The sequence below is a fragment of the Desemzia sp. FAM 23989 genome, from assembly GCF_045528345.1.
GTDB lineage: Bacteria > Bacillota > Bacilli > Lactobacillales > Carnobacteriaceae > Desemzia.
Genome location: NZ_JBGQQT010000026.1, coordinates 1 through 25,061 on the forward strand (window position 1 = coordinate 1; position 25,061 = coordinate 25,061).

The following is a 25,061-nucleotide window of genomic DNA, read 5'->3' on the forward strand; positions in this document are numbered from 1 at the left end:
GTTCAGCCCAAGGGATCCATTCCGCTTTTTCAATCCATCTATTTTTCGGGTTCATTTTTAGTCCCATTGGTTGGTTGAAGTCTTCGAAAGCGATTTGTGAATACGGTTGTGATTTATACATGTTTCTGTCCTCATTTCAGTAAAAGTGCAAGGTTTTGTTTAACATCCTATAAAAAACCCTTGCATCTATTATATCAATCATTAGTTGTAAAAGGCAGCAGAATAAGCATAGTTTATTATTCAGTAGACATTAATTAAAAAAGAGTCAATTATTTATCATACAAAAAAGCAGGAAGTGGTTTCGCTTACATCGAAAAAGGCCTTGCAATGATTCTCATTTAGAATTAATCTAGATATTAACGCACATTTAATGTTGTGAATAAAATTGTTAAAAAAGGAAGAAGTGATACAGTTGGAAATAATTAAATTGATCGGTATTGTCATTATTGTTGTTGGTTTTATTTTTAAATTTGATACCATAGCTGTAGTTTTAGTTGCAGCACTTGCAACAGCTTTAGTTTCAGGAATCTCATTTACAGAATTCCTAACATTATTGGGAGAGGCATTTGTATCCAATCGGTTAGTAACATTATTTTTACTGACATTGCCAATGATCGGAATGACGGAACGTTTCGGATTGCGTCAACAAGCTGTTAAATTAATTGAAAGAATCAAAGGTTTGACCCCAGGCCGGATGCTGTCTCTTTATATGGTGATTCGTGAGATGGCTGGTCTGTTCTCTATTCGTATGCAAGGACACACACAATTTATTCGTCCTTTAATAGAACCTATGACACAAGCTTCAGCCGAAGCAAAATATGGAGAAGTTAATGAAGAAGATAAAGAACGCATCAAAGCTCGTTCAGCAGCTACTGAAAACTTCGGAAACTTCTTCGCTCAAAATACGTTTATTGCAGCTTCAGGAGTACTGTTGATTACAGGTACGATGGAATCTTTAGGTTATAACATTTCTGCAGTTGCAGTAGCTCAAGCCTCTTTCCTGATCGCTATTATTGCGTTGGTTCTTGTAGCTGTTTCAAATGTTCTATTTGATAAGAAAATGGCTAACAAATATGGGAAGAACCCCACTAAATCATCTAAAAAAGGAGATGAGTAATCGATGGAAACATTAATCAATAATTTATTGGAATTTTTCTTTATCTTAACTGGATTCTTGCTGATCTATACAGCAGGATCAGTATTTATGGATAAAACTCATCCCACAAGATTGGGTACAACTTTATTTTGGCTGCTATTAGGTGTAATATTTGCATTAGGGAATTTTATCCCTTATGTTCTTAGTGGGATTATGTTGTTGGTCATCGGAGTATTGACGCTCTTCAAACAAGTTAGGATTGGACACATTCGTCCTATTGAAGAAGTGGAAGCAGAAAAAGCCAGTGATCGCATTGGAAATATGATTTTCGTTCCGGTTATCGCTTTAGCTGCAATAGCAGTAGGAATCGCCCAATTTACTCCGCTTGGCGGACAAGTTGGGATCGGTATTGGAGCTGCTGGTTCTTTAGTGATTGGTATGTTCATCACTCAAGCAGGACCAAAAACTGTCATGGATGACAGTAATCGTATGATTCAACAAGTAGGAACAACGGGGATCTTACCTCAACTGCTTGCAGCTCTTGGTGTGATCTTTACAGCTGCCGGTGTTGGTGAAGTGATTGCCGGGGGAATTTCTACTTTCCTTCCAGAAGGAAATCGTTTCTTAGGCGTTGTAGCGTACTGTTTAGGTATGGTTATTTTTACGATGATTATGGGAAATGCTTTTGCAGCCTTTACAGTCATCACAGCAGGAATCGGTATTCCGTTTGTGATTGCTCAAGGTGCTGATCCTGTTATCGCTGGAGCTTTAGCAATGACAGTTGGTTTCTGTGGAACCTTGATTACTCCAATGGCAGCCAACTTTAACGCATTACCAGCAGCCTTATTGGAAATGAAAAATGAAAATGGCGTTATCAAAGAGCAAACACCAATGGCTATTATCATGATCGTAGTCCACATCGCATTGATGTACTTCTGGGCATTTTAAAAAGGATGCGGAGGTCGCTGTTCTGGCCCGACAGGAAAATCTATTCTCTTTTTAGAGGACGCTCTTGGTCCTCAAAAAAGAGAATGATTTTACCAAGAGCCAAGCGACCACAGCTCAACTAAACAGGATGCGGAGAGGCCTTGGGAACAATGAAGCAAAAACAGTAAATTTTGAATGGGGTGCTTTTTACCCCAATCAGAATTTATCTTTTTTGCAAAATTGCTAGGCCTCGTAGCTCTACTAAAAACAGGATGCGAAGAGTCTTTATAGTTCAACTTTCAAAAATTAAAGTAAATAGAAAGGATTTTAGAATATGAAAATTTTAGTAACAGGTTTTGACCCATTTGGCGGAGAAAAAATCAATCCAGCTTTAGAAGCTGTAAAAGGATTAGCAGATACAATCAACGGTGCAGAAATCAAAAAATTAGAGATCCCAACAGTCTTCGGAAAATCGGCTGATGTTGTAAAAGCAGCTATTGAAGATTTTAAACCGGATTATGTATTGAATATTGGACAAGCTGGAGGAAGATTTGCTATTTCTCCTGAACGTGTAGCAATCAATGTAGATGATGCACGTATTGCCGATAACGAAGGCAATCAACCAATCGATGTGGCCATTAAAGAAGATGGAGAATCAGCTTACTTTACTCAATTGCCTGTAAAAGCCATGGTAACAGCTATTAAAAAAGCTGGTGTTCCAGGAGAAGTCTCCAATACAGCTGGAACATTTGTCTGCAACCACATCATGTACCAAGTGCAATACATGATCCAAAAAAACTACCCTGAAATCAAAGGTGGTTTCATCCACGTTCCATTCATCCCAGAACAAGTTGTGGATAAAGCAGGACAGCCGGCAATGAGTTTATCAGACATGACTAAAGGACTTACAGCAGCCATCGAGGCTATCGTTGAATTTGATGGCAAAGCAGACTTGAAACAAGTTGGCGGAGCGATTCACTAAGAGAACACTACAAGTTTTTAGAACCACTTCCACATTTTTCTAACAAATGTGGAAGTGGTTCTTTAGTTTTAATGTACTGGTTAAAACCTAATAGAATTAAAGCCCTTAGCGATTCTAAAACAGTTGACGTTAGTAAGTAAAAACTAATTTTCTTCGTTAAAAGCTGCTCGAAGTAGGACATCAATGAGCCTGAGACAGCCAATAGCACTTTTGTTTTTGTTTATTCTTCAAGTGAGGCTTCATTTTATGTTCACTTGAAGAATAAATACCGTTTACTAGTCAAGTGAGAACTTAATTGAACGCCACTTGATAAATAAGTCCAGTTTATTCTTCAAGTCGCGAATCATTCACTTCTCACTTGAAGAATAAACTTTGTTTACTCCTCAAACAAAAGTCTTTATTCAATGTGAATAGAGACTTCCGTTTGAGGAAGCCAGTAAATTGTATGACCATGTTCGAACAAAAGCAAATTGGTTGGTTGAAATCCGGTTAAACACCGAACTCAAACCAGCCAATCAGCTGCATAATAAAAAAATACACTTTTAAGGTGACAGCACCAAGTTTTTCCCCCAGCTTTCTATGAGCAATCTCATAGGGCAAATGAAATTACTTTACTAACGCTAGAAAATGAAGAACTCTCTTAGCAGAGGAAGACCTTTTAAGATCTTTTTACAACATGAGCTGGGTACTACAGATAAGGCTGTCTAAAAAAGTTGGAATCCGGTTAGACTAATCCGGTTAGAAAAGTCATTAACTTATACTATTATTCTTCGGGCAAATGCTTAATTTGAGTAATCAGTTTTTGTTCAACTGGGCTTAACTTTGAATTGAAAAATTCAGAAAGGTCTACGCCTAAAACTTTACAAATATGTGTGAGTGTTTTTAGGGACAATTTCGTTGTATTGTTTTCGATCGCTGAAACAAAAGACGGAGAAACAGCGATTTGTTCTGATAATTCCTTTGTTGTCATACCACTTAATTTTCGTAGTTCTTGAATTCTGTGTCCTATATCCATTTTATCCTCCTTCATCTTCATATAGAAAGCTTTCTTTAAGCGTCGAGACCTATTTTAGTTGGCATTACAGCATAAAGAAACCTATGAGTTGTTTTATAAACCTATAGATAAATTTTTATTTTATTATTTTCATCTACATGTTAATATTATTCGATATGAGTTTTTAAGAATTTGAAGAGGACGGTATTTATGCAAAAGTATAAAAAAGAATGGTTTGGTAATGTTAAAGGGGATATTTTAGCAGGAATTGTCGTTTGTTTAGCTTTATTCCCCGAAGTCATCGGCTTCATGTTGGTTGCGGGTGTAGAGCCCATTGTCGGGGTCTACGCAACCTTCTTTATTACAGCTGCTGCTGCATTCTTCGGTGGTCGGCCAGGGATGATTTCAGCTGCTGCAGGGTCAGTTGCATTAGTGTTGGCTCATTTAGTTGCTGAGTATGGGGTAGAATACCTTTTTGCTGCAACTATTTTAGCCGGAATTATACAGCTTGTATTAGGTTTGTTTAAGGTAGGAGAACTAATGCGCTACATTCCTAAGCCTGTTATGCTTGGTTTTGTAAATGCTTTAGGGATCATGATGTTCTTGTCTCAGTTGGATCATTTCAAAGGAGGCCCCATCTTACTAGTACTTGGAGTGATTGGGATTGCTATTATATTTTTAGCTCCTAAACTAACGAAAAAAATTCCTGCACCTATTATTTCAATTGTAGTCATTACAGCTCTCGTACTAGGATTGGATTTGAATGCACAATTATTAGGTGATCTAGGGTCTATTTCAAGTGAGTTGCCTAAATTTGGTATTCCAAGTGTGCCAATAAATGTAGAAACAGTGAGAATCATTTTACCAACTGCACTTTCGGTAGCTATTGTCGGTTTAGTAGAATCTTTATTGACCGCACAATTAGTAGATGAAATGACAAATGAACCAAGTGATAAAAACCGTGAGTCTATGAGTCAAGGGATTGGAAATATGCTATCTGGTTTCTTTGGTGGTATTGCTGGATGCGGTATGATCGGTCAAACCATTATTAACCTTAATTATGGTGGGATTGGTCGTTTAGCTACTTTCTTGTCTGGTTTTTTCATGTTGATGTCCGTAGTCTTATTCAATGAAGTAGTGTCAGCCATTCCAGTAGTAGCCTTGGCAACGGTAATGGTAGTCGTAGCTTTTGAAACCATTGACTGGAGATCGATTAAACGTTTGACTGTTATGCCCAAAGATGACAGTTTGGTTATGATTTTAACCGTGGCGATTGTATTAATTACACATAATTTAGCCTATGGTGTAGTTGCTGGAACCTTAGTCAGTGCTGTCTTTGCAGCCTTTAAAATGACGCATCTTCAAGTAGAAAAAGGTACAGAACAAGATGAGTATCATTATAAGGCACACGGGCATCTTTATTTCGCATCAGCGGAGAAGTTTTTAGACTTTTTTGTCCGTGACTTTGACCATGAAGGTGAATTAATTATCGATGTTAGTGCGATGACTTTATGGGATTCAACAGCTGTCGAAGCGATTGATAAATTAATCAGTAAAAACAAAGAATCCGGTGTAACTTTTATTAATGCGGATAATCAAAGCAAAAAATTATTTCAGAAGAATTCTACTCATAAGATGAAATAGTATTAGAGATAGGACCTCTGCAAAGGGATCTTTTTTATCTTATCATCAGTGATATATTTAGTAGAATCAAGTAGTTGAACTGAATTTAAACTAGTATTAGGTATAATAATGAAGTATAGTGTACGAAAATAGGAACAGAATCAGATGACTGAGAGGGACAACATGAGAAATATCAAAATGACGATTGAATACGATGGCGGAAGGTATTTGGGTTGGCAAAGGCTTGGAGACTCGAATAAAACCATTCAAGGAAAAATAGAGAATATCCTGAGTGAAATGACGGGAACTAAAACTGAAATCGTGGGTTCTGGGCGTACAGATGCCGGAACCCACGCTAAGGGACAAATAGCTAATTTCAAGACAGTATCTGATATGGAACTGGTTACGATGCAGGCGTTTTTTAATCGTTACCTCCCGCAAGATATTGTTGTAAAAGAGTTAGAAGAGGTTCCGGAAAGATTCCACTCTCGATATAACGCTGTTGGTAAACAATACAGCTACTATATTTGGAATAGTGTCGTGCCTTCTGCATTTGAACGCAATTACAGTTTCCATTATCCTGAAAAATTGGATATCGACAAGATGAATGAGGCTTGCAATAAACTTGTCGGAACTCATGACTTTATTGGATTCTCATCGCTTAAAAAGTCGAAAAAATCAACGGTTAGAACCATCAATGAAATTTCGATTCAGAAGGAAGGTAACCTGCTGCACTTTACATTTGTTGGAGAAGGTTTCTTGCATAAAATGGTTAGAATCATGATGGGGACGCTTCTTGAAATCGGAGCAGGGATGACAGAACCAGAATATATTGATACTATCTTCGAGAGTAAAATTAGAAGTAATGCTGGGATGACGGTGCCTGCTCAAGGTCTGTTCCTAGATGAAGTGTATTACAATTAAAGAGAAGTCACTTTAAAAAATCAAGTTATAAGAAACAAGGGCCTCCCAAAAACGAGATAAAAGTTTTTGAGAGGCCCTTGTTTCTAGCTTTATATGAATCTACTGCTATACTATTAAGTGCTGTTATACGAGGAGATGAACTTATGATTACTAAAACACTTTTTAACAACGAAAAAAACAAATGGATTAATATAAACACTGATAGTTCCGAAGAATTAAAGAACCTTTATCAAGATTACGAAATTGATGATGAAATAGCCGCTTATTCACTTGATAAAAACGAACGTGCTCATTTGGATTATGATCAACCAACGGATACTTTTGTATTGATTTTTAATGTACCTAATCAAAGCAAAATAGATGATCATTACGAAACCATTCCTATGACGTTTTTGATTAAGGATCTTCGTTTTATCACTATCTCGAATAGTAATAATCAGTATGTCATCTCGAAAATGGAGAAGTATTTAAAACGTAATCCAGATACTACTATATTTAAGTTTTTATTCAGCAGTTTATTGTTGATTACAGATTCTTATTTTCCTTTAGTAGAGGAAATAAACAGTGACAGAAAATGGATCAATGATAAGTTGAAAATAAAGACAACAAAACAAAATTTGCTATCTTTATCGAATCTAGAGACTGGAGTAGTTTACTTTGTTTCAGCCTCAAGACAAAATACAGTGTTGCTGGAACAAGTTAGAACGCATATAATTTACCGTGCGTTAGACGAAAGCGAAAGAGAACAGTTTGAAGATGCGTTAATAGAAGCGAAGCAGCTAGTTGAAATGACACAAGTGTCTTCACAAATTTTGCAGCAATTATCCGGAACCTATAACAATGTTCTAAACAATAATTTGAATGATACGATGAAAATTTTAACTGCATTGTCTATTTTGTTGACAGTGCCTACAATCATTACGGGATTTTTCGGCATGAACATGCCTCTTCCGTTAGAAAATAATCCTGCTGGCTGGTTGGTTACTATTGGCATTAGTGTGGTACTTTGGTTTGGACTATCTTATATTTTGCGAAAGTTAATGAATTAGGATGGCCGGAATATCCAAAAAAAGGCATCGAATTCCTAAAACAAAGATAATTTTTTGTGAGTCTATCTAGATGACTACATAGCACATTAATAGACGTTCTAATGTTACTAAGGTATAATTTGATGGATAAGTTATTTTAGAAAGACAGAAAGTGAAAGGTAGTCAAGAATGAAAACTATTACGATATTAGTTCCAGCATATAATGAAGAAGAAGTCCTTGAACAGATGTATCATGTGTTAGTTGATGTATGCAATCAATTAACCAACTATCACTTCGAGTTTCTTTTTGTCAATGATGGGAGTAAAGATAGAACGCTTGAAATTGTTAAACAACTTAAAGAAAAAGACGAGCGTGTGCAATATGTGGACCTTTCCAGGAATTTTGGCAAAGAAGTCGCTATGTCGGCAGGCTTTGATTATGCTAGTGGAGATGCGATGATCATCATGGATGCCGATTTGCAGCATCCGCCAGAAGCTATTGAAGAGATGCTCTATTGGTGGGAACAAGGGTATGACGATGTTTACGCTATTCGCAGAAAAAGAGAAGGCGAAAGCAAGCTCAAGAAATGGACATCAAAAACCTATTATAAATTATTGCAAAAAGTTTCCAAAGAAGAAATCATTCCGGATGCCGGAGATTTTCGCCTGCTAGATAAAAAATGTATCGAAGCCTTATCTCAGTTGAGAGAACATTCCCGTTACACTAAAGGGATGTACAATTGGATCGGATTCAAAAAGAAAGAAATCACTTTTGATGCTGATCCTAGAGCAGGTGGAGAAACAAAATGGAAGTTTGGTTCTCTGGTAACTCTTGCCATCAATGGAGTCACTTCTTACAGCACACTTCCCTTAAAAGTGTGGTCTTTAGTAGGGATGATTATTTCTTTACTTGGTTTCATCTACTTGTTTATTGAGATCATGCGGACGATTTTCTTTGGAAATACAGTTGCCGGCTATCCATCATTGATAGCGGGGGTGCTTTTCCTAGGCGGAATCCAACTGATTTCTTTAGGGGTTATTGGCGAATATTTGGGACGCGTATTTGTGGAAACCAAAGACCGGCCGCTTTATTTTGTACAAGAGACTTCTGAAGAAAAACGTCAGAAAAAAGAAGCTGCTACTAGTAATGAAAAAGAAAAAGAATAAGCAGAAAGCGTTGGTTTTGCATGATGGAATTAGTAAAAAAATTATATGTGAAGTATGAAGAAGTAATTGTTTATTTAGTTTTTGGTGTACTGACAACAGTCGTCAATATCGTCGTGTTCTATGTGATGGACTCTGTTTTGGGAGTACAGTATTTGATCGCAAATGCAGTAGCTATTGTTCTGTCGATATTATTTGCTTTCTTCACCAATAAAAAGTACGTGTTTAAATCAAAATCTGAAAGTTTTCAAAGTTGGTTGAAAGAATTTGTTTTATTTAGTGGATTTAGAGCTGTTTCTGGAATATTTGATATGTTGAGCATGTGGATACTAGTTGATTTTATATTAGTAGACACGAATATAGCTAAAATAGCCACCCAATTTATTGTGGTCGTACTAAATTATTTTTTCAGTAAATTCTTTGTCTTCAAACAAAAGAAATCAGATTGAAAAATAATTAGGAAGAAAGAGATTGGTGACTAATGTTATGAAACAACTAGGAATGACACAGAAAAAGAATACCGCAAATCTCTTTTTGTGGTATTCTCTTTTCTTTATCGTCATAATGACTTCGATTTATGGGTACTTTGTGTACAGCGGGACTTCTTTTATTTGGCAAAGTGACGGATTTACCCAACACTATTTATTGTTTGAAGACTATGTAAGTATGTGGCGGGAATTTTTACTGCATCCAACTGGTGGATTTCAATTTTGGGATTGGACGATCGGTTTAGGTGCGGATGTGATCACTTCTTACGGGTATTATGTAGTAGGAGACCCGTTTGTGTATTTAGGACTGCTATTTCCATCTAGTATGATGGAATTTGCTTTTCATTTTTTGATTGTGCTCAGAATTTACTGTATTGGATTAGCGTTTATTTTTTATGCTCGGAAATTGGGTTTCAGTAATTCTGGGATATTGGCAGGGGTTTTCGTCTATACTTTCGCCCATTATGTAACATTGAATGCTACAAGACATCCTTTCTTTTTGATGCCGATGGTGTTCTTTCCGCTTCTTTGCCTGGGTGTAGAAAAAATATTGCGCAATGAAACAGCCTTTTTATTCGCTGGAGTTGTATTTGTGAGTGCGGCGAGCAATTTTTATTTCTTCTATAAATTAACGATATTGATTTTTATCTACGCTATTTTTCGATATCTTGATCTATACCGTTTAGAAAAACCATTAAAAGAGTTTTGGAGTTATTTCTTCAGAGCTTTATATAGTTATTTAGTGGGTGTTTGCATGTCTGCGGTTGTGTTGTTCCCGGTGATTTGGGGATTCTTGCAATCATCAAGAGGATCAGGGGAAATGGCGAGCGGTATGACATTATACCCACTGCAATATTACATTGCTCTTTTAGCGAATGGATTTATTTCAGAAAGCTATTTATGGACTGTACTTGGGTTTGCTGGGATAGTCATGCTTGTCATCCCGCTGATGTTCACCAGACGGAAGTTATTCGGCTCTATTCCATTTATGTTGATCCTGTTTACAGTTATGCTGCTGTTTCCGCTATTCGGATCGATTATGAATGGGTTCTCTGGCCCATATAATCGCTGGACATTTGCTATTCCATTATTCTTAGGGATAGCAGTGGCACAATTTTATCAACACCGATTTGATTGGACAAAAAAAGATCGGCGAGCAATGGCGATAGGTGCACTTATTTTTGGCGTCTTATCGATCGTTCCGCAAGTGATAGACGGTTTTTCGCTTGCTCGAACAGTACCTTTGATTGCGGCACTAGCGGCATTGGCTGTCATCGTGACAGCTGCAAAACTCCAACATGTTGGCAAATGGGCAACGAAGCAGAGTAGTCTCGCTTCTTCGATCATTCTTTTATCGATCATCGCAAATGTGATTTTCAATGCGCAACAGTATTATTATCCATTTGGTCAAAATAAAATGTCCGCCTTGTTGGATTACGGAACAGCTGATGAGCAATACGCACAGGTATTTGATGGTGTGGAAGAAGAAATTCCTGATGTCGAAGAAGAGCCGTTTCGAATTGGTTTAACGGCAAAAGACAATCACATCAGAAACCATATGATTTACTTGGAACGAATGGGGATGACTTCTTATTTATCGATTACTAATGGTGCTGTGGCTGAATTTGCCAGCCAATTAGAAGTTGGATCGTTTCAATTGATCCAACCGGTCCGTAATGGATTTGACGATCGCCGCATTGCGAATCATGTCATGGGAGTCCAATATATCGTTACAGCTTTAAAGAATGAAAAATACTTGCCATACGGTTATGAAGTGGTTTATCGTTCAGAAGGAGACAATGCTCATTTAGTAGCTGAAACGGATCAGGCATATCCATTTGCTTATGCGAATGACGCTTTTATGAGCAATACGGAGTTCGAGAAGTTGAATCCGGTGGAAAAAGAAGAATTTCTTTCGACTGGTTTTACGGCTGATGAAGAAAAGGTGGACTCCGCTAAACTGGCTTTATTTGAGGATCGTTTAACGACTCAATCTGTGGATACAACGATCAGCAGTCAAGATGAAGAAAAAATAACCATAGACGGCGATAAAATTTACGTTCAAGACAGTGATGGAAAAATAGCGATTCGCATCAATGATCTGGAAAATATTCGTAACAGTGAAGTGTATGTTTATTTAGAAGGACTCAATCATGAACCAAAACCGAGAGAATCTCTAAACAGAGTGAATACGAGTTTTAATACAACAGTAGCATTTAATGACAGAAATAAAATTATCCATCAATCCGACGAATTAAGCTTTAGTTCGTATATTCATCGAGAAAAAATGTTGTTCAACTTAGGTTATCAATCTGGAGATGAATCAGATACAATCACGCTTCAGTTTGAAAAGCCGGGAGTATATGACTTGGAAGAGATTACGGTCTATGCTCTGCCAATGGATGAAGCCTACGATGATAAAGTAGCTGAGAAGCGCGAAAACCAGTTGATGATTACGAACTTTGAAAATGAACGAGTCTCTGGTACGATTTCTTCAACAGAAGACACCGTGTTAGTAACTTCGATGCCGTATTCAATAGGGTGGTCAGCAAAGATCAATGGAGAAGAAATAGATCCGATCAAAGTGAATTATGGCTTTATCGGGATTCCACTTGAAGCTGGGGAATCTGAGGTACTATTCTCTTACCAGACTCCTTTTTTTAAAACAGGTTTAGTCGTTAGTGTGATCGGTTTTGCATTGTATGGTTTTGAATGGTGGAGATTTAAGAAGAAAGTTCAGTCATAATAAAACAGCGCAAAAGGCTAGGTAAAATGGACTAGTCTTCTGTGCTGTTTTTATTGACTCTTCATCTTCTAACGTTGGTAAAGAAATTTCCTCCGGCCTATGGGGTTACTTGTGGAAAGCCATGGGAACGCCTTGGCCGAATACCACATCTCAAGGCTTGCAAGCGTCAAACTTAGTGTAACGGCTAAAGCCGAACAATAAGTAATTGCCATGATTGTTGCTGCTTCAGCAGCTTACAAGCATGGTACCCTTGGGCGTACGCCCACAGTGTTTCCTTTTTTTTGCATCCTTATTCATGGCTATAAGCAACCCCATACTCCTCCATAAATTTCTAAGAATGAGTTTTTAAAAGGTTTAGCATTGAAAAGGAAACTATTTTTATTCATTAACGTCAAATATTATAGAACCTTTTTATTTAGCGTTCTTTTAACGTACTGATATGCTGTACATTCTCCAAATCAATGATTTCATTTACTACACGAGATAAAGGGAAATCTTCTGGAAGTCCAACAGTATAGTAATTGGAGTAGGCAGGAGCCTGATTTTCAGTGCTGTCTAAACTATGCTGTTCACTGAATAGTTTGATGTTGTTTTCAATGAAATACTGTTTTATGGCCTCTTGGGTTTCTTTGCCGATATATTTGATATAAATCAGATTCATATTGGGGGAACCGAATAAACGTTTAATAATTCTTAATACGAGCAAAACAGCGACTGTACTGGCAACCGTCAAGAAGTAATACCCCATTCCAACAGAGATGCCAATTCCGGCAATTGCCCAAATAGAAGCGGCAGTCGTTAAACCAGAGACATTTCTTTTAGTGACAATAATGGTTCCAGCACCTAAAAATCCAATACCGCTGACGATCTGAGCTGTTAAACGAATAAAATCTGTACTAAGCGTACCGGCTAGATCAGGATTTTCAATCACAGTTTCAATAATATCAAAACTGGCCTCAACTTGAGCCATCGCCATCACTGCAGCACCCACACACACCAGCATATGGGTCCTTAGACCTGCGTCGTGCCCTTTTGCTTCGCGTTCAAAACCGACAGCACTTCCGCACAGGATAGCTACGCTAATGCGAATGAGAATTTCTATATTGCTTAATTCATACATGCAGATCCCCCTTTCTATTTTCTCAAAATAAAGCACTAAAAAGGTGTTATGCTCTTATTTTTAATATAGCTTTACGGTGTAAATTTGTCAAAAAGGAACGTAAGAATAAACAGAAATTAAAAAAAGATTAAAATTTTGAAAACGATTTATTTTTTGATTGTTTTTGAACGTTAATGGTGGTAAAGTAATGGTGAAGAGGGGGCTTATAATGTTAACAGAAGAACGTTATAAATATATATTAGATAAGTTAGCCCAGCAAGGACTAGTAAAATCACAAGACTTAATGAAAGAGACAAACTGTTCAGAATCTACTATTCGAAGAGACTTAGACGTATTAGAAGAACAAGGATTGTTAGTCCGTGTTCATGGAGGAGCAAAACGAGTTTATGAAGTTGAACGAGAACTTCCTGTAGTAGAAAAAACACTCAAAAACGTTCAAGAGAAAAAAGAAATCGCCGAGTATGCAGCAATGCTGGTCAAAGATGGAGATACGATATTTCTTGATGCTGGAACTACAACGTTGTATATGATTCCATTCTTAAAGCATAAGAATATCCGTATTGTCACTAATGCGGTACAGCAAGCCAGTTTGTTGGCTGATCAGAACAATGATGTGATATTGATTGGCGGAGTATTAAAAAACACCACTAAAGCGGTCATCGGGGCTATTGGATTAACTCAACTGAGCCAATACCGATTCAATAAAGTTTTTCTAGGCATTAACGGCATCGATATTGAATATGGACTAACTACGCCAGATCCCGAAGAAGCAGCTATCAAAAAACAAGCTGTTAAAAATAGTGCCAAAGTATTTGTTTTGGCAGACAAAACGAAATTTAACAAAGTTACATTTGATAAAGTGGACAATATTGAAAATGCTATTCTTGTCAGCAACGAATTGGACAGAACAGAATTTGAAGCCTACTTCAAAGCCACAACTATAATGGAGGTAAAACATGATTTACACAGTAACATTGAATCCATCGATTGATTACATTGTTAAAATTCCAGCTATTCAAGCGGGAGAATTAAATCGGATGGAGAGCGACATAAAGCTTCCAGGGGGAAAGGGTATAAACGTCTCTCGTGTACTCAATAACCTAGGCCAAGCCACAACAACTTTAGGATTTCTTGGAGGATTCACAGGTCATTTCATTTCAAATTGGCTGACTCAAGAAGCTATTCAAACCCGTTTTATTGAAATCAAGGAAGACACACGAATCAACGTAAAAATAAAAGCAGATGTAGAAACAGAGATCAATGCTGCGGGACCAGCTATCACTCAAGAAGAAGCAGATCAATTGCTGCAGCAACTAGATGAGTTGACTGTTGAGGATGTAGTTGTGTTATCGGGAAATAAACCGCCAACACTTCCAGCTGATTTCTACCAAAAGATGATTGAAAAAATCACTTCTCATGGCGCTCAATTTATTATTGATACAGCGGGAGAAGAATTATTGAATGCCCTTAGTTCTAATCCGTTGCTAGTAAAACCGAATCATCACGAACTAGCTGATTTATTTGATGTTTCATTCCAGTCGGTAGAAGAAATGATTCCTTATGGGAAAAAATTGCTTTCTTTAGGAGCAACCTATGCAGTTATTTCTATGGCAGGAGACGGAGCTTTATTCTTTACGAAAGAAGCTGTTTATCAAGCCAATGTACCTAAAGGGAAAGTGAAAAATTCAGTTGGTGCTGGAGATTCAATGGTTGCAGGATTTATAGGAACACTAGTAGAAACAAACGATGAACTTGAAGCTTTCAAGAGAAGCGTCGCGACAGGTAGTGCAACAGCTTTTTCTGACGACTTGGCAACAAAAGCTGAAATCGAATCGCTCATCAACGAAGTACAGATTTCTAAAATAGATTAGTGGAACTTTAATAGGAGGAATTGAGTATGAAGATCAACGATATTTTGATCAAAGATGTTATGATCATGGATCTGAAAGCACAGAGCAAAGAAAGTGCTATTGATGAAATGATCGGCAATTTAAAGAAACATAATCGAATCAGCGATGTAGCAACATTTAAAGAAGGAATCATGAAGAGAGAGCAACAAACGTCTACAGGTCTTGGAGACGGAATCGCTATGCCTCATGCAAAAAATAAAGCTGTGAATGAAGCAACGGTTTTATTTGCTAAAAGCAATGAAGGGATCGATTATGATTCATTAGACGGCCAACCTGTTTATTTATTCTTTATGATAGCGGCTCCTGAAGGCGCAAATGACATTCACTTGCAAGCTTTAGCTAATTTATCTCGCTTTTTGATTCGTCCAGATTTTGTAGAATCGTTAAAAAATGCCTCAAGTGCTGATGAAGTACAAGAATTGTTTGAAAAAGCAGAAGAAGTAGAAAATCAGGATGCTGTTACGGAAGCTCCTGAAGAAAATACTGTTTCTGAAAGACCCTTTGTCGTAGCTGTTACAGCTTGTCCTACAGGTATAGCACATACGTTTATGGCTGAGGATGCTTTGAAAAAGAAAGCAGCTGAAATGGGCGTAGACATCAAAGTAGAAACAAACGGAAGCGGTGGAATCAAAAACCGCCTAACGACTCAAGACATCGAACGTTCTGTGGGTGTTATCGTAGCGGCGGATAAACAAGTTGAAATGGCTCGCTTTGACGGTAAACCAGTATTGCAACGTCCGGTAAGTGACGGTATTCGAAAAACAGAAGAGTTGATTACAAAAGCCATCAATAAACAAGCGCCGATTTTTTCATCTGGCGGACAAAATAGCGAGTCAACGGTAGATAACGAAGAAAAAGGATCTGTATGGAACCGGGTTTATAAAGATTTAATGAATGGGATTTCACACATGCTGCCATTTGTAGTTGGTGGTGGGATCTTAATGGGTCTGTCATTCTTGTTTGAGAACCTGTTAGGTAAAGAAAGTGAAGTATTTCTATTCTTAAACTCTATCGGTAATCATGCATTTGGGTTCTTGATCCCGATTTTAGCAGGGTATATTGCCCTTAGTATTGGCGATCGACCAGCTTTGATGCCTGGTATGGTCGGTGGAGTAATGGCTGTAGCAAGTAACGCAGGATTCTTAGGCGGTTTGGTAGCTGGTTTCTTAGCAGGATATTTGATGATCGGTTTGCAAAAAGGTTTGAGCAATCTGCCTAAGTCATTAGAAGGTATCAAAGCGATTTTATTGTTCCCAGTACTTGGTTTATTGCTTATTGGATTATTGATGTATTTCATTGTAGGACCGATATTTGGTTCGATCAATGCAGCGATGATCAGTTTCTTGGAAAACTTAGGAACTGGAAATGCTGTTATATTAGGTGCTTTACTTGGTGGTATGATGTCTATTGATATGGGAGGCCCATTCAATAAAGCTGCTTATGCCTTTTCAATCGGAATCTTTACAGATACTGGCGATGGAAGTTTGATGGCAGCCGTTATGGCTGGTGGAATGGTGCCGCCTTTAGCTATCGCTTTAGCAAGCACTTTCTTCAAGAATAAATTCAACGCTGATGAAAGAAAATCAGCTCTTTCAAACTATGTGATGGGAATTTCGTTTATCACTGAAGGAGCCATTCCGTTTGCTGCAGCTGACCCAATGCGCGTAATTGGTTCTTCAGTAGTAGGTTCTGCTATTGCAGGGGGCTTGACTCAATTGTGGAATGTAACAGTTCCAGCGCCTCATGGTGGAATATTTGTAGCAGGACTATCTAACCATGTTGGATTGTTTGTCTTATCCATTGTAATCGGAATGGTAGTAGCTGCTGTGATTCTTGGCTTATGGAGAAAACCAGTAGCAGACGAAGATTCAGCTTTAGATCTTAAATAGAAGAATAGGTGCATAAGAGAAAGATGACGTCGGCAGGTGAAAACTTGCTGACGTTTTTTTTAAGGGTCTAATCTTCTAAGAAAAAACTTTCTTTGGAAGAGTGAACCAAGTATAGTACCTTGTTTTATATCAGATGATTCTCTATATAAAAACAGTTGCTCAGTAAGAAGAATCGTCTCTTCCTGCTGAGCAACTGTTTAATTTGATTACAGAATCACATAGTAAATCATAATGCCTGCTATTCCTGAAAGAATCATCACATGGATGGGGCCTAGTTTTGTCTTGCGTAAAAGTACTAACCCAATCATAAAGAGTATAACTGAAATCCAATTTAGGTTTCCGAGAGCTATAGGGAAGTTTGCTGCTCCAAACATAGCCGTCAAAAAGATGGTTAACCCAGCAGAAGCGATCAACGCCACTACAGCTGGACGTAAACCCTTAAGGATACCATCCATAAGTGGGATTCCTTTATATTTATAATACAATCTAGCTAGCAGGACTACAATAATGCAGGAAGGAGCAATACAGCCAAGAGTTGCGACAACAGACCCAGGGAGACCTGCTACTTTTGTACCTACAAAAGTAGATGTATTAATGGCAATAGGTCCAGGAGTCATTTGAGATATTGTAACGATATCAATAAACTCTGTACTCGATAACCAATTGTTTTGATGGATCACTTGTTCTTCGATCAAAGGTAAAGCTGCATAGCCGCCACCAAAACTAAAGAGACCTACTTGAAAGAAACTCCAAAATAATTTTAAGTAAACCATGTTTTATGAATCCCCCTTTTGATTATGAGGCCCTTGTAGTGAAGTGTAAGCTCCAACAGCACCACAAATAAGTAAAATAATCACGATATTGATGTTCAAGAATATCGCAGCAATAAAGGCTAGTACCATCATCACAATAGGCAAAACTTGCTTATCTTTAATGATTTTTGCGGACATATCAACCACTACGCTGACAATAACTGCAGCAACACCAGCTTGCATTCCTAGTAATAAAGCACTGACTACAGGGTTGTCTCTAAAAGCTTGGTAAAAGAAAGAAATAATCGTAATGATGAACAATGGGGGGAGAATTGTCCCAATAACGGCTATTAAAGAGCCTAATATACCTGCCATTCGATACCCAACAATAATGGAGGTGTTAACAGCAATAGGGCCTGGAGCAGATTGACCAATGGCTACCAGATCCAACATCTCTTCTTCATCGATCCATTGAAGCTCTTTTACAAATCGTTTTTGCATAAGCGGAACAATTACATATCCTCCTCCAAATGTAAAAGCACTTAATGTTAATGTAGAAAGAAACAATGTCCAGTAAAACTTAATATCTTTTTCCATTTGAACCTCCTAAAAAAATCTAGTACTTACTACATTATACTGTAAACAACACCGCGAATCATTTCAACCTTTTAAGAAAACAAATGATTTTTGGAAGGGAATAAAAAACAAAAGAATTCTCTTTCAATCTAAATATGATATGCTTAATAAAGAAAACCGCATGGATAAAGTGAATATTTGCTCTTAAGCTGAAAAAGAAAATGCGGTAAAATGGTAGTAAGATTATATATAGTAGGAGATAGCAGATGAATTTATTAGTGACTTGTAATGAAAATTACTTACCTCCTCTCAGAACGATGTTGTGGTCAGTATTTAAAACAAATACAGAAGAAACGCTCGCTATTTATTTTATGCATAATGACATGCGCAACATGAAACTGCAAGAGATAAATGACTTCATTGTGGCTAACGGACATGAGTTTTTTCCAATTAATTGCCATGATTTATTTGAAATGGAAACGACGGTTAATCGGTATTATTCGATTGAAATGTACTATCGTTTATTAGCTCCATTTGTGTTGCCAGAAGATTTGGAAAGGATTCTGTATTTAGATCCAGATATTGTCAATCTGAATCCTATAACGGATTTTTATTATCAAGATTTTAAACAGAACTTATTTGTAGCAACTACGCATGATTATTTGACGAAATGGATCCAGCCGATCAACAATATTCGATTGAATATGTTAGAATCAAAAGGGTATTTTAATACAGGAATCATTCTGATGAATTTGCCTGCCATTCGAGCAAGCAAACAACAAGGAGACATTTTGTCTGTGATCGAATTGTACAAAAAAAGATTGTTGTTACCAGATCAAGATGTTTTTAATCACTTGTATTGGGATTCTATTTTGGAAGCAGATTGGAGAATTTATAATTTAGATCCACGTTATTATTCAAAAGCCAATCTCATTTTTCCAAAAGATTACAATGTGGAATGGGTAGAACAGGAAGTAGTCTTTATCCATTATTGCGGAAAGCAAAAACCATGGAATAAAAGAGAAGACTACAAATACAAATTAGGTGAGTATTATCACCAATATGAAATGGAACACAGAGCAGGAGATACTTTGGATCTGGCACTGGAAGAACAATAACAGAATGAGAATAAGAAAGAAGGAATACTTGATGACAAAACATTATGACTATATAGCTATCGGTGGCGGTAGTGGTGGAATTGCTTCTATTAACCGAGCAGGAATGCATGGAGCAAAGGTAGCTTTAGTAGAAGCGAATGAACTTGGCGGAACTTGTGTCAATGTCGGTTGTGTACCTAAAAAGGTTATGTGGCATGGAGCGCAATTAATGGATGAAATGAATTTATATGCGGAAGATTATGGAATCAGTATTTCAGATAAAAAGTTTGATTTTGCCAAATTAGTATTGAATAGAGAAAAATACATTGATCGTTTGCATACTGTATACGAAAGCGGCTTGAACAGCAATCATGTAGACTTGATCAGAGGATTTGCTACATTTGTAGACAATCACACGATCGAAGTAAATGGTGAACAGTATACGGCGGATCATATTTTGATTGCCACAGGAGGACGTCCTTCAAAACCTAACATTCCAGGAGCAGAATTAGGTATCGATTCCGATGGTTTCTTTGCATTAAATGAACTGCCTGAGAGAATCGCTATAGTTGGAGCAGGATACATTGCTGTAGAATTAGCTGGAGTAACCCATGGATTTGGAGTAGATACGCATTTATTCGTCCGCAAACACGCTCCATTAAGAACATTTGATTCTATTATTAGTGAGGGATTGGTAGAAACGATGGAACGAGAAGGCGCTACGTTACACACATTTGCCGTTCCAAAAAAAGTTGAAAAAGAAGCAGATGGTAGTTTAACGATTCATTTTGAAGATGGCGCTACTCATAATACAGATACCATTATCTGGGCTATCGGACGTGAAGCCAATACTGAAAACCTCAATTTAGAAGCTACCGATGTTGAATTGACTCCAGCAGGACATGTCAAAGTGGATGAATACCAAAACACAACGGTTGAAGGGATTTATTCAATCGGAGATGTTACAGGCCGAATTGAATTAACACCTGTAGCTATCGCAGCAGGACGTCGTTTATCGGAACGATTGTTTAATGGGAAAACTACGGAGAAATTGGATTACACAAATATCCCATCCGTTATTTTCAGTCACCCGCCGATTGGAACAATTGGTTACACAGAACAAGAAGCGATTGATTTACACGGATCAGAAGACATTAAAGTGTACCAAGCGAAATTTACTTCAATGCACAGTTCGATCACAAAAAATCGCCAAAAAACCTATATGAAATTAGTCTGCCAAGGGCCAGAAGAAAAAGTGATTGGTTTGCATGGGTTAGGGAATGGAATGGACGAAATGCTGCAAGGATTTGCCGTGGCCATCAAAATGGGAGCTACCAAAGCAGACTTCGACAACACAGTAGCCATCCACCCAACAGGAGCAGAAGAATTTGTAACTATGAGATAGAGAGAGCGGAGTAAGGCGTTTAGCTCTCCGAACAAAATAGAAGCAACACTAGTCAGGTGCACTTTACCTGACTAGTGTTGCTTCTATTTTTGGGCGTGTGAGCTGCCTTACGCAGCTCGTTTTAAAAAGAGAGTGAAGTAAGGCGTTTAGTTCTATTGTTTGGCATATGCTCTGTCCTACACACCTCGTTTTAGAAGTAGTTTGTTTTGGCTTATTGTACGGAATGGGAAAAAACAGTATTCAGGTACCGTATATCACAAAAGAGGTGAAAAAAGCAGTTGAATTGTGAGCTATAGGGGTTCTAGCTCACAAAAGAAGTGGTAAAAGTAGTTGAATTGTGAGGTATAGGGGTTCTAGCTCACAAAAGAGGTGAAAAAAGCAGTTGAATTGTGAGGTATAGGGGTTCTAGCTCACAAAAGAGGTGAAAAAAGCAGTTGAATTGTGAGGTATAGGGGTTCTAACTCACAAAAGAGGTGGAAAAAGCAGTTGAATTGTGAGCTATAGGGATTCTAGCTCACAAAAGAAGTGGAAAAAGCAGTTGAATTGTGAGCTAGAAATTTTTAAATTCAAAATTGAACCAACTTAGACTTTCTACCAATGCTAAGTGATGAAAATATCCCAAATAACTAATAATAGTTAAAAAATCCGTTTTCACACAATGTATTCAGTCGGTTATTTAAAACAACCTGCAAAACACGAACATTAGAAACTTTTAATCACTCATTATATGATTTTTCCTTGTCATTTTATGATGTAGCTCCTATAATGAGGAAGCAAAAGAAAACTTCTAATATAATTTAAGCGATATGGGCTTTGAGTTTCTACAGACCACCGTAAACGGTCAACTATTAGAGAAATAAAGTGTGGAACATTTTTCCATGCTATAAAAGTGTATTTGTGGATTATTAAACGGACCTTATTTTTGTTTATTCCCCACAGCCGCCTCTTATTTCTTTAACCAGTTTAAATTCAAACTTGCTGTAGCTTATATTTTATAAAGAAAAATAGTATCAATCTTTCTTTTGTAAATAAGAAAAAGGTAGGCTACAAGACAATGGAAAATTTTTTCAAATTTAAAGAAAATAACACAACTCTTTCTACAGAAATCATTGCAGGATTAACAACCTTCTTTGCTATGTCATACATCATTTTCGTCAACCCGGCAATTTTGTCTTTAACTGGAATGCCTTCACAAGCAGTTTTCCTAGCAACATTGATTTCTGCAGCAGTCAGTACTTTAGTCATGGGATTATTTGCTAATGTACCTTATGCATTGGCACCCGGTATGGGCTTAAATGCTTTTTTCACTTATACGGTTGTATTTGCCTTAGGATTTACATGGCAAGAAGCACTAGCGATGGTATTTTTGTGTGGATTGTTCAATATTTTAATTACTGTCACAAAAATCCGCAAAATGATTATTCACTCTATTCCAATGGGATTACAACACGCTATCAGTGGAGGAATCGGTGTTTTTATCGCTTACATTGGAATCAAAAATGCAGGTTTCCTTCAATTTACTTCTGAACCAGGAAACATCCAAACCATCAACAATGCTCCATTTGACGCTGCAAATTCAGCTTATGAAGGAGGAATCTCCAGCATCGTAAGCGGTGGCGGGATCGTTCCTGCGTTAGTTAACTTCACAAGTCCAGGCGCTCTTTTAGCTTTAATCGGGTTGATCGTTACAGTTATTTTGATGGTCATGAATGTCAAAGGTGCTGTTTTAATCGGAATCGTTGCAACCACCGTTATTGGTATTCCAATGGGAGTAGTAGACATCTCCAGTATTTCTAATCCGGCTAATTCTTTAGGAAATGCATTTAGTGAACTTGGGGAAACATTTGGTGTGGCATTAGGCTCACAAGGGTTAGGTTCTTTATTCAGTGATCTTTCTCGTATGCCTTTAGTGTTGATGACTATTTTTGCTTTTAGTTTGTCAGATGTATTTGATACGATCGGTACATTTATTGGTACTGGTCGAAAAACAGGTATCTTCTCACAAGAAGATGAAATGGCTTTAGATGACAGTGCTGGATTTAAAACAAAAATGGATAAAGCTCTTTTTGCAGATGCCATCGGAACTTCTGTTGGAGCTATTTTAGGAACATCTAATACCACTACTTACGTGGAAAGTGCAGCCGGTATCGGTGCAGGGGGAAGAACTGGTATGACAAGTGTAGTAATAGCGCTCTTGTTCTTATTGACTAGTCTGTTTTCTCCATTAGTGTCCATCGTTCCAACTCAAGCAACTGCACCAGCTTTAATCATGGTCGGAGTTTTAATGATGTCATCGTTCATGGAAATCAAATGGGATGATTTGGAAGAAGCTGTGCCAGCATTCTTCGCTTCTATTTTTATGGGATTGGCATACAGTATCTCTTATGGTATCGCAGCAGGCTTTATTTTCTATATCATTGTTAAAGTAGCAAAAGGCAAAACAAAAGAAATCCATCCAGTATTGTGGTTTTCAGCAGGACTATTTGTTTTGAACTTCTTGATTTTAGCTTTCATTTAAACTTAATTTTTAATCACAGAGCTGAAGCAAATTTTTATTGCTTCAGCTCTTTTTGTTCGCCCAGCATGGGCGAACTCTAACGGGTGCAAGTCCCGAATGCGACCTGACAGTGGTAAGCATATAGCTGACGGCAAGGGTGTCCACCGTGAGGTGGAATCTGAAGACAAACTATATTTAGTCAAGAGAAAAAATTGAAATATGTTTCAATAAAAACATTCATAAAAATGGGCATAACAAATAAGCTTAATTTTTTTAAAAATTAAGCTTAGACTTTTTCGACATAGGTCACATTATTTTTTAGTAAATGAAAAATAATACGTACTAACTTTTTTGCAACATGACTTAAAGCAACGTTGTAATGTTTTCCTTCTCTAATTTTCTTCTGCATATAATTGCGGAATAAAGGTGAATGAATGGCAACTAATCGTGCAGCCTGATGTAAAGCCCATCGCAAAGAAGAGGAACCCCGTTTCACCATTTTTCCTTTTCCATCATGGCTTCCTGACTGATTAACCGAAGGTTCCATCCCTGAAAATGCAAGTAATTGTGCTGGATTTTTAAAATTATTGATATTTCTCACTTCTGCAAGAATAACACTCCCTAAGCGATTTGATATGCCAGGGATACTCGTAATCGGAGAATTAAGTTGACGCATGAGTACATCGATTTGCTTATCTACTGCCTTAATTTTCACAGTATAGAATTCAATGATTTCAATGGCTTGTATCATTTCTAGTTCAAGAATAGTTGAGACTTGACCAATAGAATTTTTAGCCAGATACCGAATTTCTTCCGCTTCTTTTTGTCCTATCTTACCTTGTGAAGCCTTTGAAAGAGTGGAGATTAGTGTAGATAGATGAGATTTCCCTAACGCTTTAGGAGAAGGATATTTTTTTAAGAGAGCAAAAATATAATTGTGATGCAAAGAAGTAACATAATGAGAAAGTTCAGGAAACATTAGGTCAACGAGCCGAACATATTGAACCTTACTCTCTGACCTATATTTTCCAAGCCGTGATCTATTTCTAGTGAGAAACTTAAGGTCAGTTAGACTTTCATCAGGAAAAAATCGTTCAGCCCTAGAGTCGCTCATTAACTTCCTCGCAATGAGTTTTGCATCTTTTTTATCTGTTTTTGTTTTTCTTAAAGTAGTGGATTTAGAGAATTCTTTTATCAAAATTGGATTGTATGAGAATACTGAATATTTCTCATTTCTTAAAAACGAAAGAAGGTTAAAACTATAATGGCCTGTATCCTCTAAGGCAATTTTTATTTTGCTTTTTATAGAGCCCTCATCCTGCTTTAATATGGTTTCACGAAGAGTATGGAACCCGAATTTACTATTCTCAATTGTTAAGTGTTCTTCTAAAATAGTGCCATCTGAATCTATTATACAAATATCGTGTTTCTTTTTAGAAACATCAATCCCAACAAAAATCAAAAAAACCAACTCCTACTATTTTGTACACTGCTAAGTTCACAGGTTATCTTTGTAAATTGGATCCTTGTGTCAAATTAAACGTTATACGTTAACAAACTCATTACCAATTAAACAAAGACCTGTGGTCAGAGCCTTCAGAGACCAGTCACTAAAAGTGCTGTAAGGAAGCCAACAAATCCACAGTGCCTATAACGATTATATAAGAAAAATAACTTAGGCTTAATTATTCTAATAATCGCCTAAGTTCAATATACAAGGAAGCCCAAGGCAAAACTCTGGTCTGACGAACAGAAACCATATAAGAGGTGAGTCGAGTGGATAAGGCTGCGAAAGAAGCTGAAGTCCGATAACTGTTATAACTCGAAGCATAAATGTGGCAGA

The 25,061-nt window shown here is 37.3% G+C and carries 20 protein-coding genes and 1 riboswitch; of the genes, 15 read left to right on the plus strand and 5 right to left on the minus strand.

Annotation, left to right across the window (positions count from 1 at the left end; genetic code table 11):
- Positions 1-412: 412 nt before the first annotated feature.
- The 3 genes from ACEN36_RS11690 (at position 413) to pcp (ending at position 3,005) form a co-directional block, all read left to right on the plus strand.
- Positions 413-1,117 (plus strand): DUF969 domain-containing protein, encoded by a 705-nt coding sequence (locus ACEN36_RS11690; protein WP_407097507.1) that lies wholly within the window; start codon positions 413-415, stop codon positions 1,115-1,117.
- Between the two features lie 3 nt (positions 1,118-1,120).
- Positions 1,121-2,044: a DUF979 domain-containing protein gene (locus ACEN36_RS11695; protein ID WP_407126640.1), complete on the plus strand. Its 924-nt coding sequence runs from the start codon at positions 1,121-1,123 to the stop codon at positions 2,042-2,044.
- A gap of 313 nt (positions 2,045-2,357) precedes the next feature.
- Positions 2,358-3,005 carry a pyroglutamyl-peptidase I gene (gene pcp, locus ACEN36_RS11700; protein WP_407097505.1) on the plus strand — a complete coding sequence of 216 codons (648 nt, stop codon included), beginning with the start codon at positions 2,358-2,360 and terminating at the stop codon, positions 3,003-3,005.
- A gap of 763 nt (positions 3,006-3,768) precedes the next feature.
- On the opposite strand, the gene ACEN36_RS11705 is transcribed toward pcp, so the two are convergent.
- Positions 3,769-4,020, minus strand: coding sequence for a helix-turn-helix domain-containing protein (locus tag ACEN36_RS11705; RefSeq protein ID WP_407126642.1), 252 nt, complete (start codon positions 4,018-4,020; stop codon positions 3,769-3,771).
- 189 nt (positions 4,021-4,209) lie between these two features.
- On the opposite strand from ACEN36_RS11705, the gene ACEN36_RS11710 reads away from it, so the two are divergent.
- The 6 genes from ACEN36_RS11710 (at position 4,210) to ACEN36_RS11735 (ending at position 11,972) form a co-directional block, all read left to right on the plus strand.
- Positions 4,210-5,643 (plus strand): SulP family inorganic anion transporter, encoded by a 1,434-nt coding sequence (locus ACEN36_RS11710; protein ID WP_407097503.1) that lies wholly within the window; start codon positions 4,210-4,212, stop codon positions 5,641-5,643.
- Positions 5,644-5,805: 162 nt separating this feature from the next.
- Positions 5,806-6,546 carry a tRNA pseudouridine(38-40) synthase TruA gene (gene truA, locus ACEN36_RS11715; protein ID WP_407097502.1) on the plus strand — a complete coding sequence of 247 codons (741 nt, stop codon included), beginning with the start codon at positions 5,806-5,808 and terminating at the stop codon, positions 6,544-6,546.
- A gap of 143 nt (positions 6,547-6,689) precedes the next feature.
- On the plus strand, positions 6,690-7,595 hold the full coding sequence (locus tag ACEN36_RS11720) for a magnesium transporter CorA family protein (RefSeq protein WP_407126644.1): 906 nt from the start codon (positions 6,690-6,692) through the stop codon (positions 7,593-7,595).
- A 168-nt stretch (positions 7,596-7,763) separates the two neighbouring features.
- Positions 7,764-8,741, plus strand: coding sequence for a glycosyltransferase family 2 protein (locus tag ACEN36_RS11725; protein ID WP_407126646.1), 978 nt, complete (start codon positions 7,764-7,766; stop codon positions 8,739-8,741).
- A gap of 23 nt (positions 8,742-8,764) precedes the next feature.
- Positions 8,765-9,187: a GtrA family protein gene (locus ACEN36_RS11730; RefSeq protein ID WP_407097264.1), complete on the plus strand. Its 423-nt coding sequence runs from the start codon at positions 8,765-8,767 to the stop codon at positions 9,185-9,187.
- A gap of 25 nt (positions 9,188-9,212) precedes the next feature.
- A complete protein-coding gene (locus tag ACEN36_RS11735; RefSeq protein ID WP_407126659.1) occupies positions 9,213-11,972 on the plus strand; it encodes a YfhO family protein in 2,760 nt (919 codons plus the stop codon).
- A gap of 415 nt (positions 11,973-12,387) precedes the next feature.
- Here ACEN36_RS11735 and ACEN36_RS11740 read toward each other — a convergent pair whose 3' ends face one another.
- The gene (locus tag ACEN36_RS11740; protein WP_407097260.1) at positions 12,388-13,092 is read right to left on the minus strand and encodes an MgtC/SapB family protein; all 705 of its coding nucleotides are present in this window, start codon (positions 13,090-13,092) and stop codon (positions 12,388-12,390) included.
- A gap of 208 nt (positions 13,093-13,300) precedes the next feature.
- Between ACEN36_RS11740 and ACEN36_RS11745 the strand changes: the two genes are divergently transcribed.
- The 3 genes from ACEN36_RS11745 to ACEN36_RS11755 are packed head-to-tail and all read left to right on the plus strand — an operon-like array spanning position 13,301 to position 16,891.
- Positions 13,301-14,083: a DeoR/GlpR family DNA-binding transcription regulator gene (locus ACEN36_RS11745; protein WP_407126648.1), complete on the plus strand. Its 783-nt coding sequence runs from the start codon at positions 13,301-13,303 to the stop codon at positions 14,081-14,083.
- Entirely contained in the window at positions 14,049-14,963 is a 915-nt protein-coding gene (pfkB, locus tag ACEN36_RS11750) for a 1-phosphofructokinase (RefSeq protein ID WP_407102621.1), read from the plus strand. Before ACEN36_RS11745 ends, pfkB begins: the two co-directional genes overlap by 35 nt.
- Positions 14,964-14,989: 26 nt before the next feature.
- Complete coding sequence (locus ACEN36_RS11755; RefSeq protein ID WP_407126650.1) at positions 14,990-16,891, plus strand: fructose-specific PTS transporter subunit EIIC; 1,902 nt, start codon at positions 14,990-14,992, stop codon at positions 16,889-16,891.
- 206 nt (positions 16,892-17,097) lie between these two features.
- Here ACEN36_RS11755 and ACEN36_RS11760 read toward each other — a convergent pair whose 3' ends face one another.
- Positions 17,098-17,664, minus strand: a complete 567-nt coding sequence (locus ACEN36_RS11760; protein WP_407097256.1) for a chromate transporter — start codon at positions 17,662-17,664, stop codon at positions 17,098-17,100.
- 3 nt (positions 17,665-17,667) lie between these two features.
- On the minus strand, positions 17,668-18,240 hold the full coding sequence (locus tag ACEN36_RS11765; protein WP_407097255.1) for a chromate transporter: 573 nt from the start codon (positions 18,238-18,240) through the stop codon (positions 17,668-17,670).
- Between the two features lie 245 nt (positions 18,241-18,485).
- On the opposite strand from ACEN36_RS11765, the gene ACEN36_RS11770 reads away from it, so the two are divergent.
- The 3 genes from ACEN36_RS11770 to ACEN36_RS11780 all read left to right on the plus strand — a co-directional run bounded on the left by ACEN36_RS11770 (position 18,486) and on the right by ACEN36_RS11780 (position 23,239).
- Entirely contained in the window at positions 18,486-19,337 is an 852-nt protein-coding gene (locus tag ACEN36_RS11770) for a glycosyltransferase family 8 protein (protein WP_407126652.1), read from the plus strand.
- A 31-nt stretch (positions 19,338-19,368) separates the two neighbouring features.
- The gene (gor, locus tag ACEN36_RS11775; RefSeq protein ID WP_407126654.1) at positions 19,369-20,721 is read left to right on the plus strand and encodes a glutathione-disulfide reductase; all 1,353 of its coding nucleotides are present in this window, start codon (positions 19,369-19,371) and stop codon (positions 20,719-20,721) included.
- A 768-nt stretch (positions 20,722-21,489) separates the two neighbouring features.
- Positions 21,490-21,589, plus strand: a riboswitch (purine riboswitch).
- A 186-nt stretch (positions 21,590-21,775) separates the two neighbouring features.
- The gene (locus ACEN36_RS11780; protein ID WP_407097252.1) at positions 21,776-23,239 is read left to right on the plus strand and encodes an NCS2 family permease; all 1,464 of its coding nucleotides are present in this window, start codon (positions 21,776-21,778) and stop codon (positions 23,237-23,239) included.
- Between the two features lie 265 nt (positions 23,240-23,504).
- Here ACEN36_RS11780 and ACEN36_RS11785 read toward each other — a convergent pair whose 3' ends face one another.
- A complete protein-coding gene (locus ACEN36_RS11785; protein WP_407126656.1) occupies positions 23,505-24,680 on the minus strand; it encodes an IS110 family transposase in 1,176 nt (391 codons plus the stop codon).
- Between the last annotated feature and the right edge of the window lie 381 nt (positions 24,681-25,061).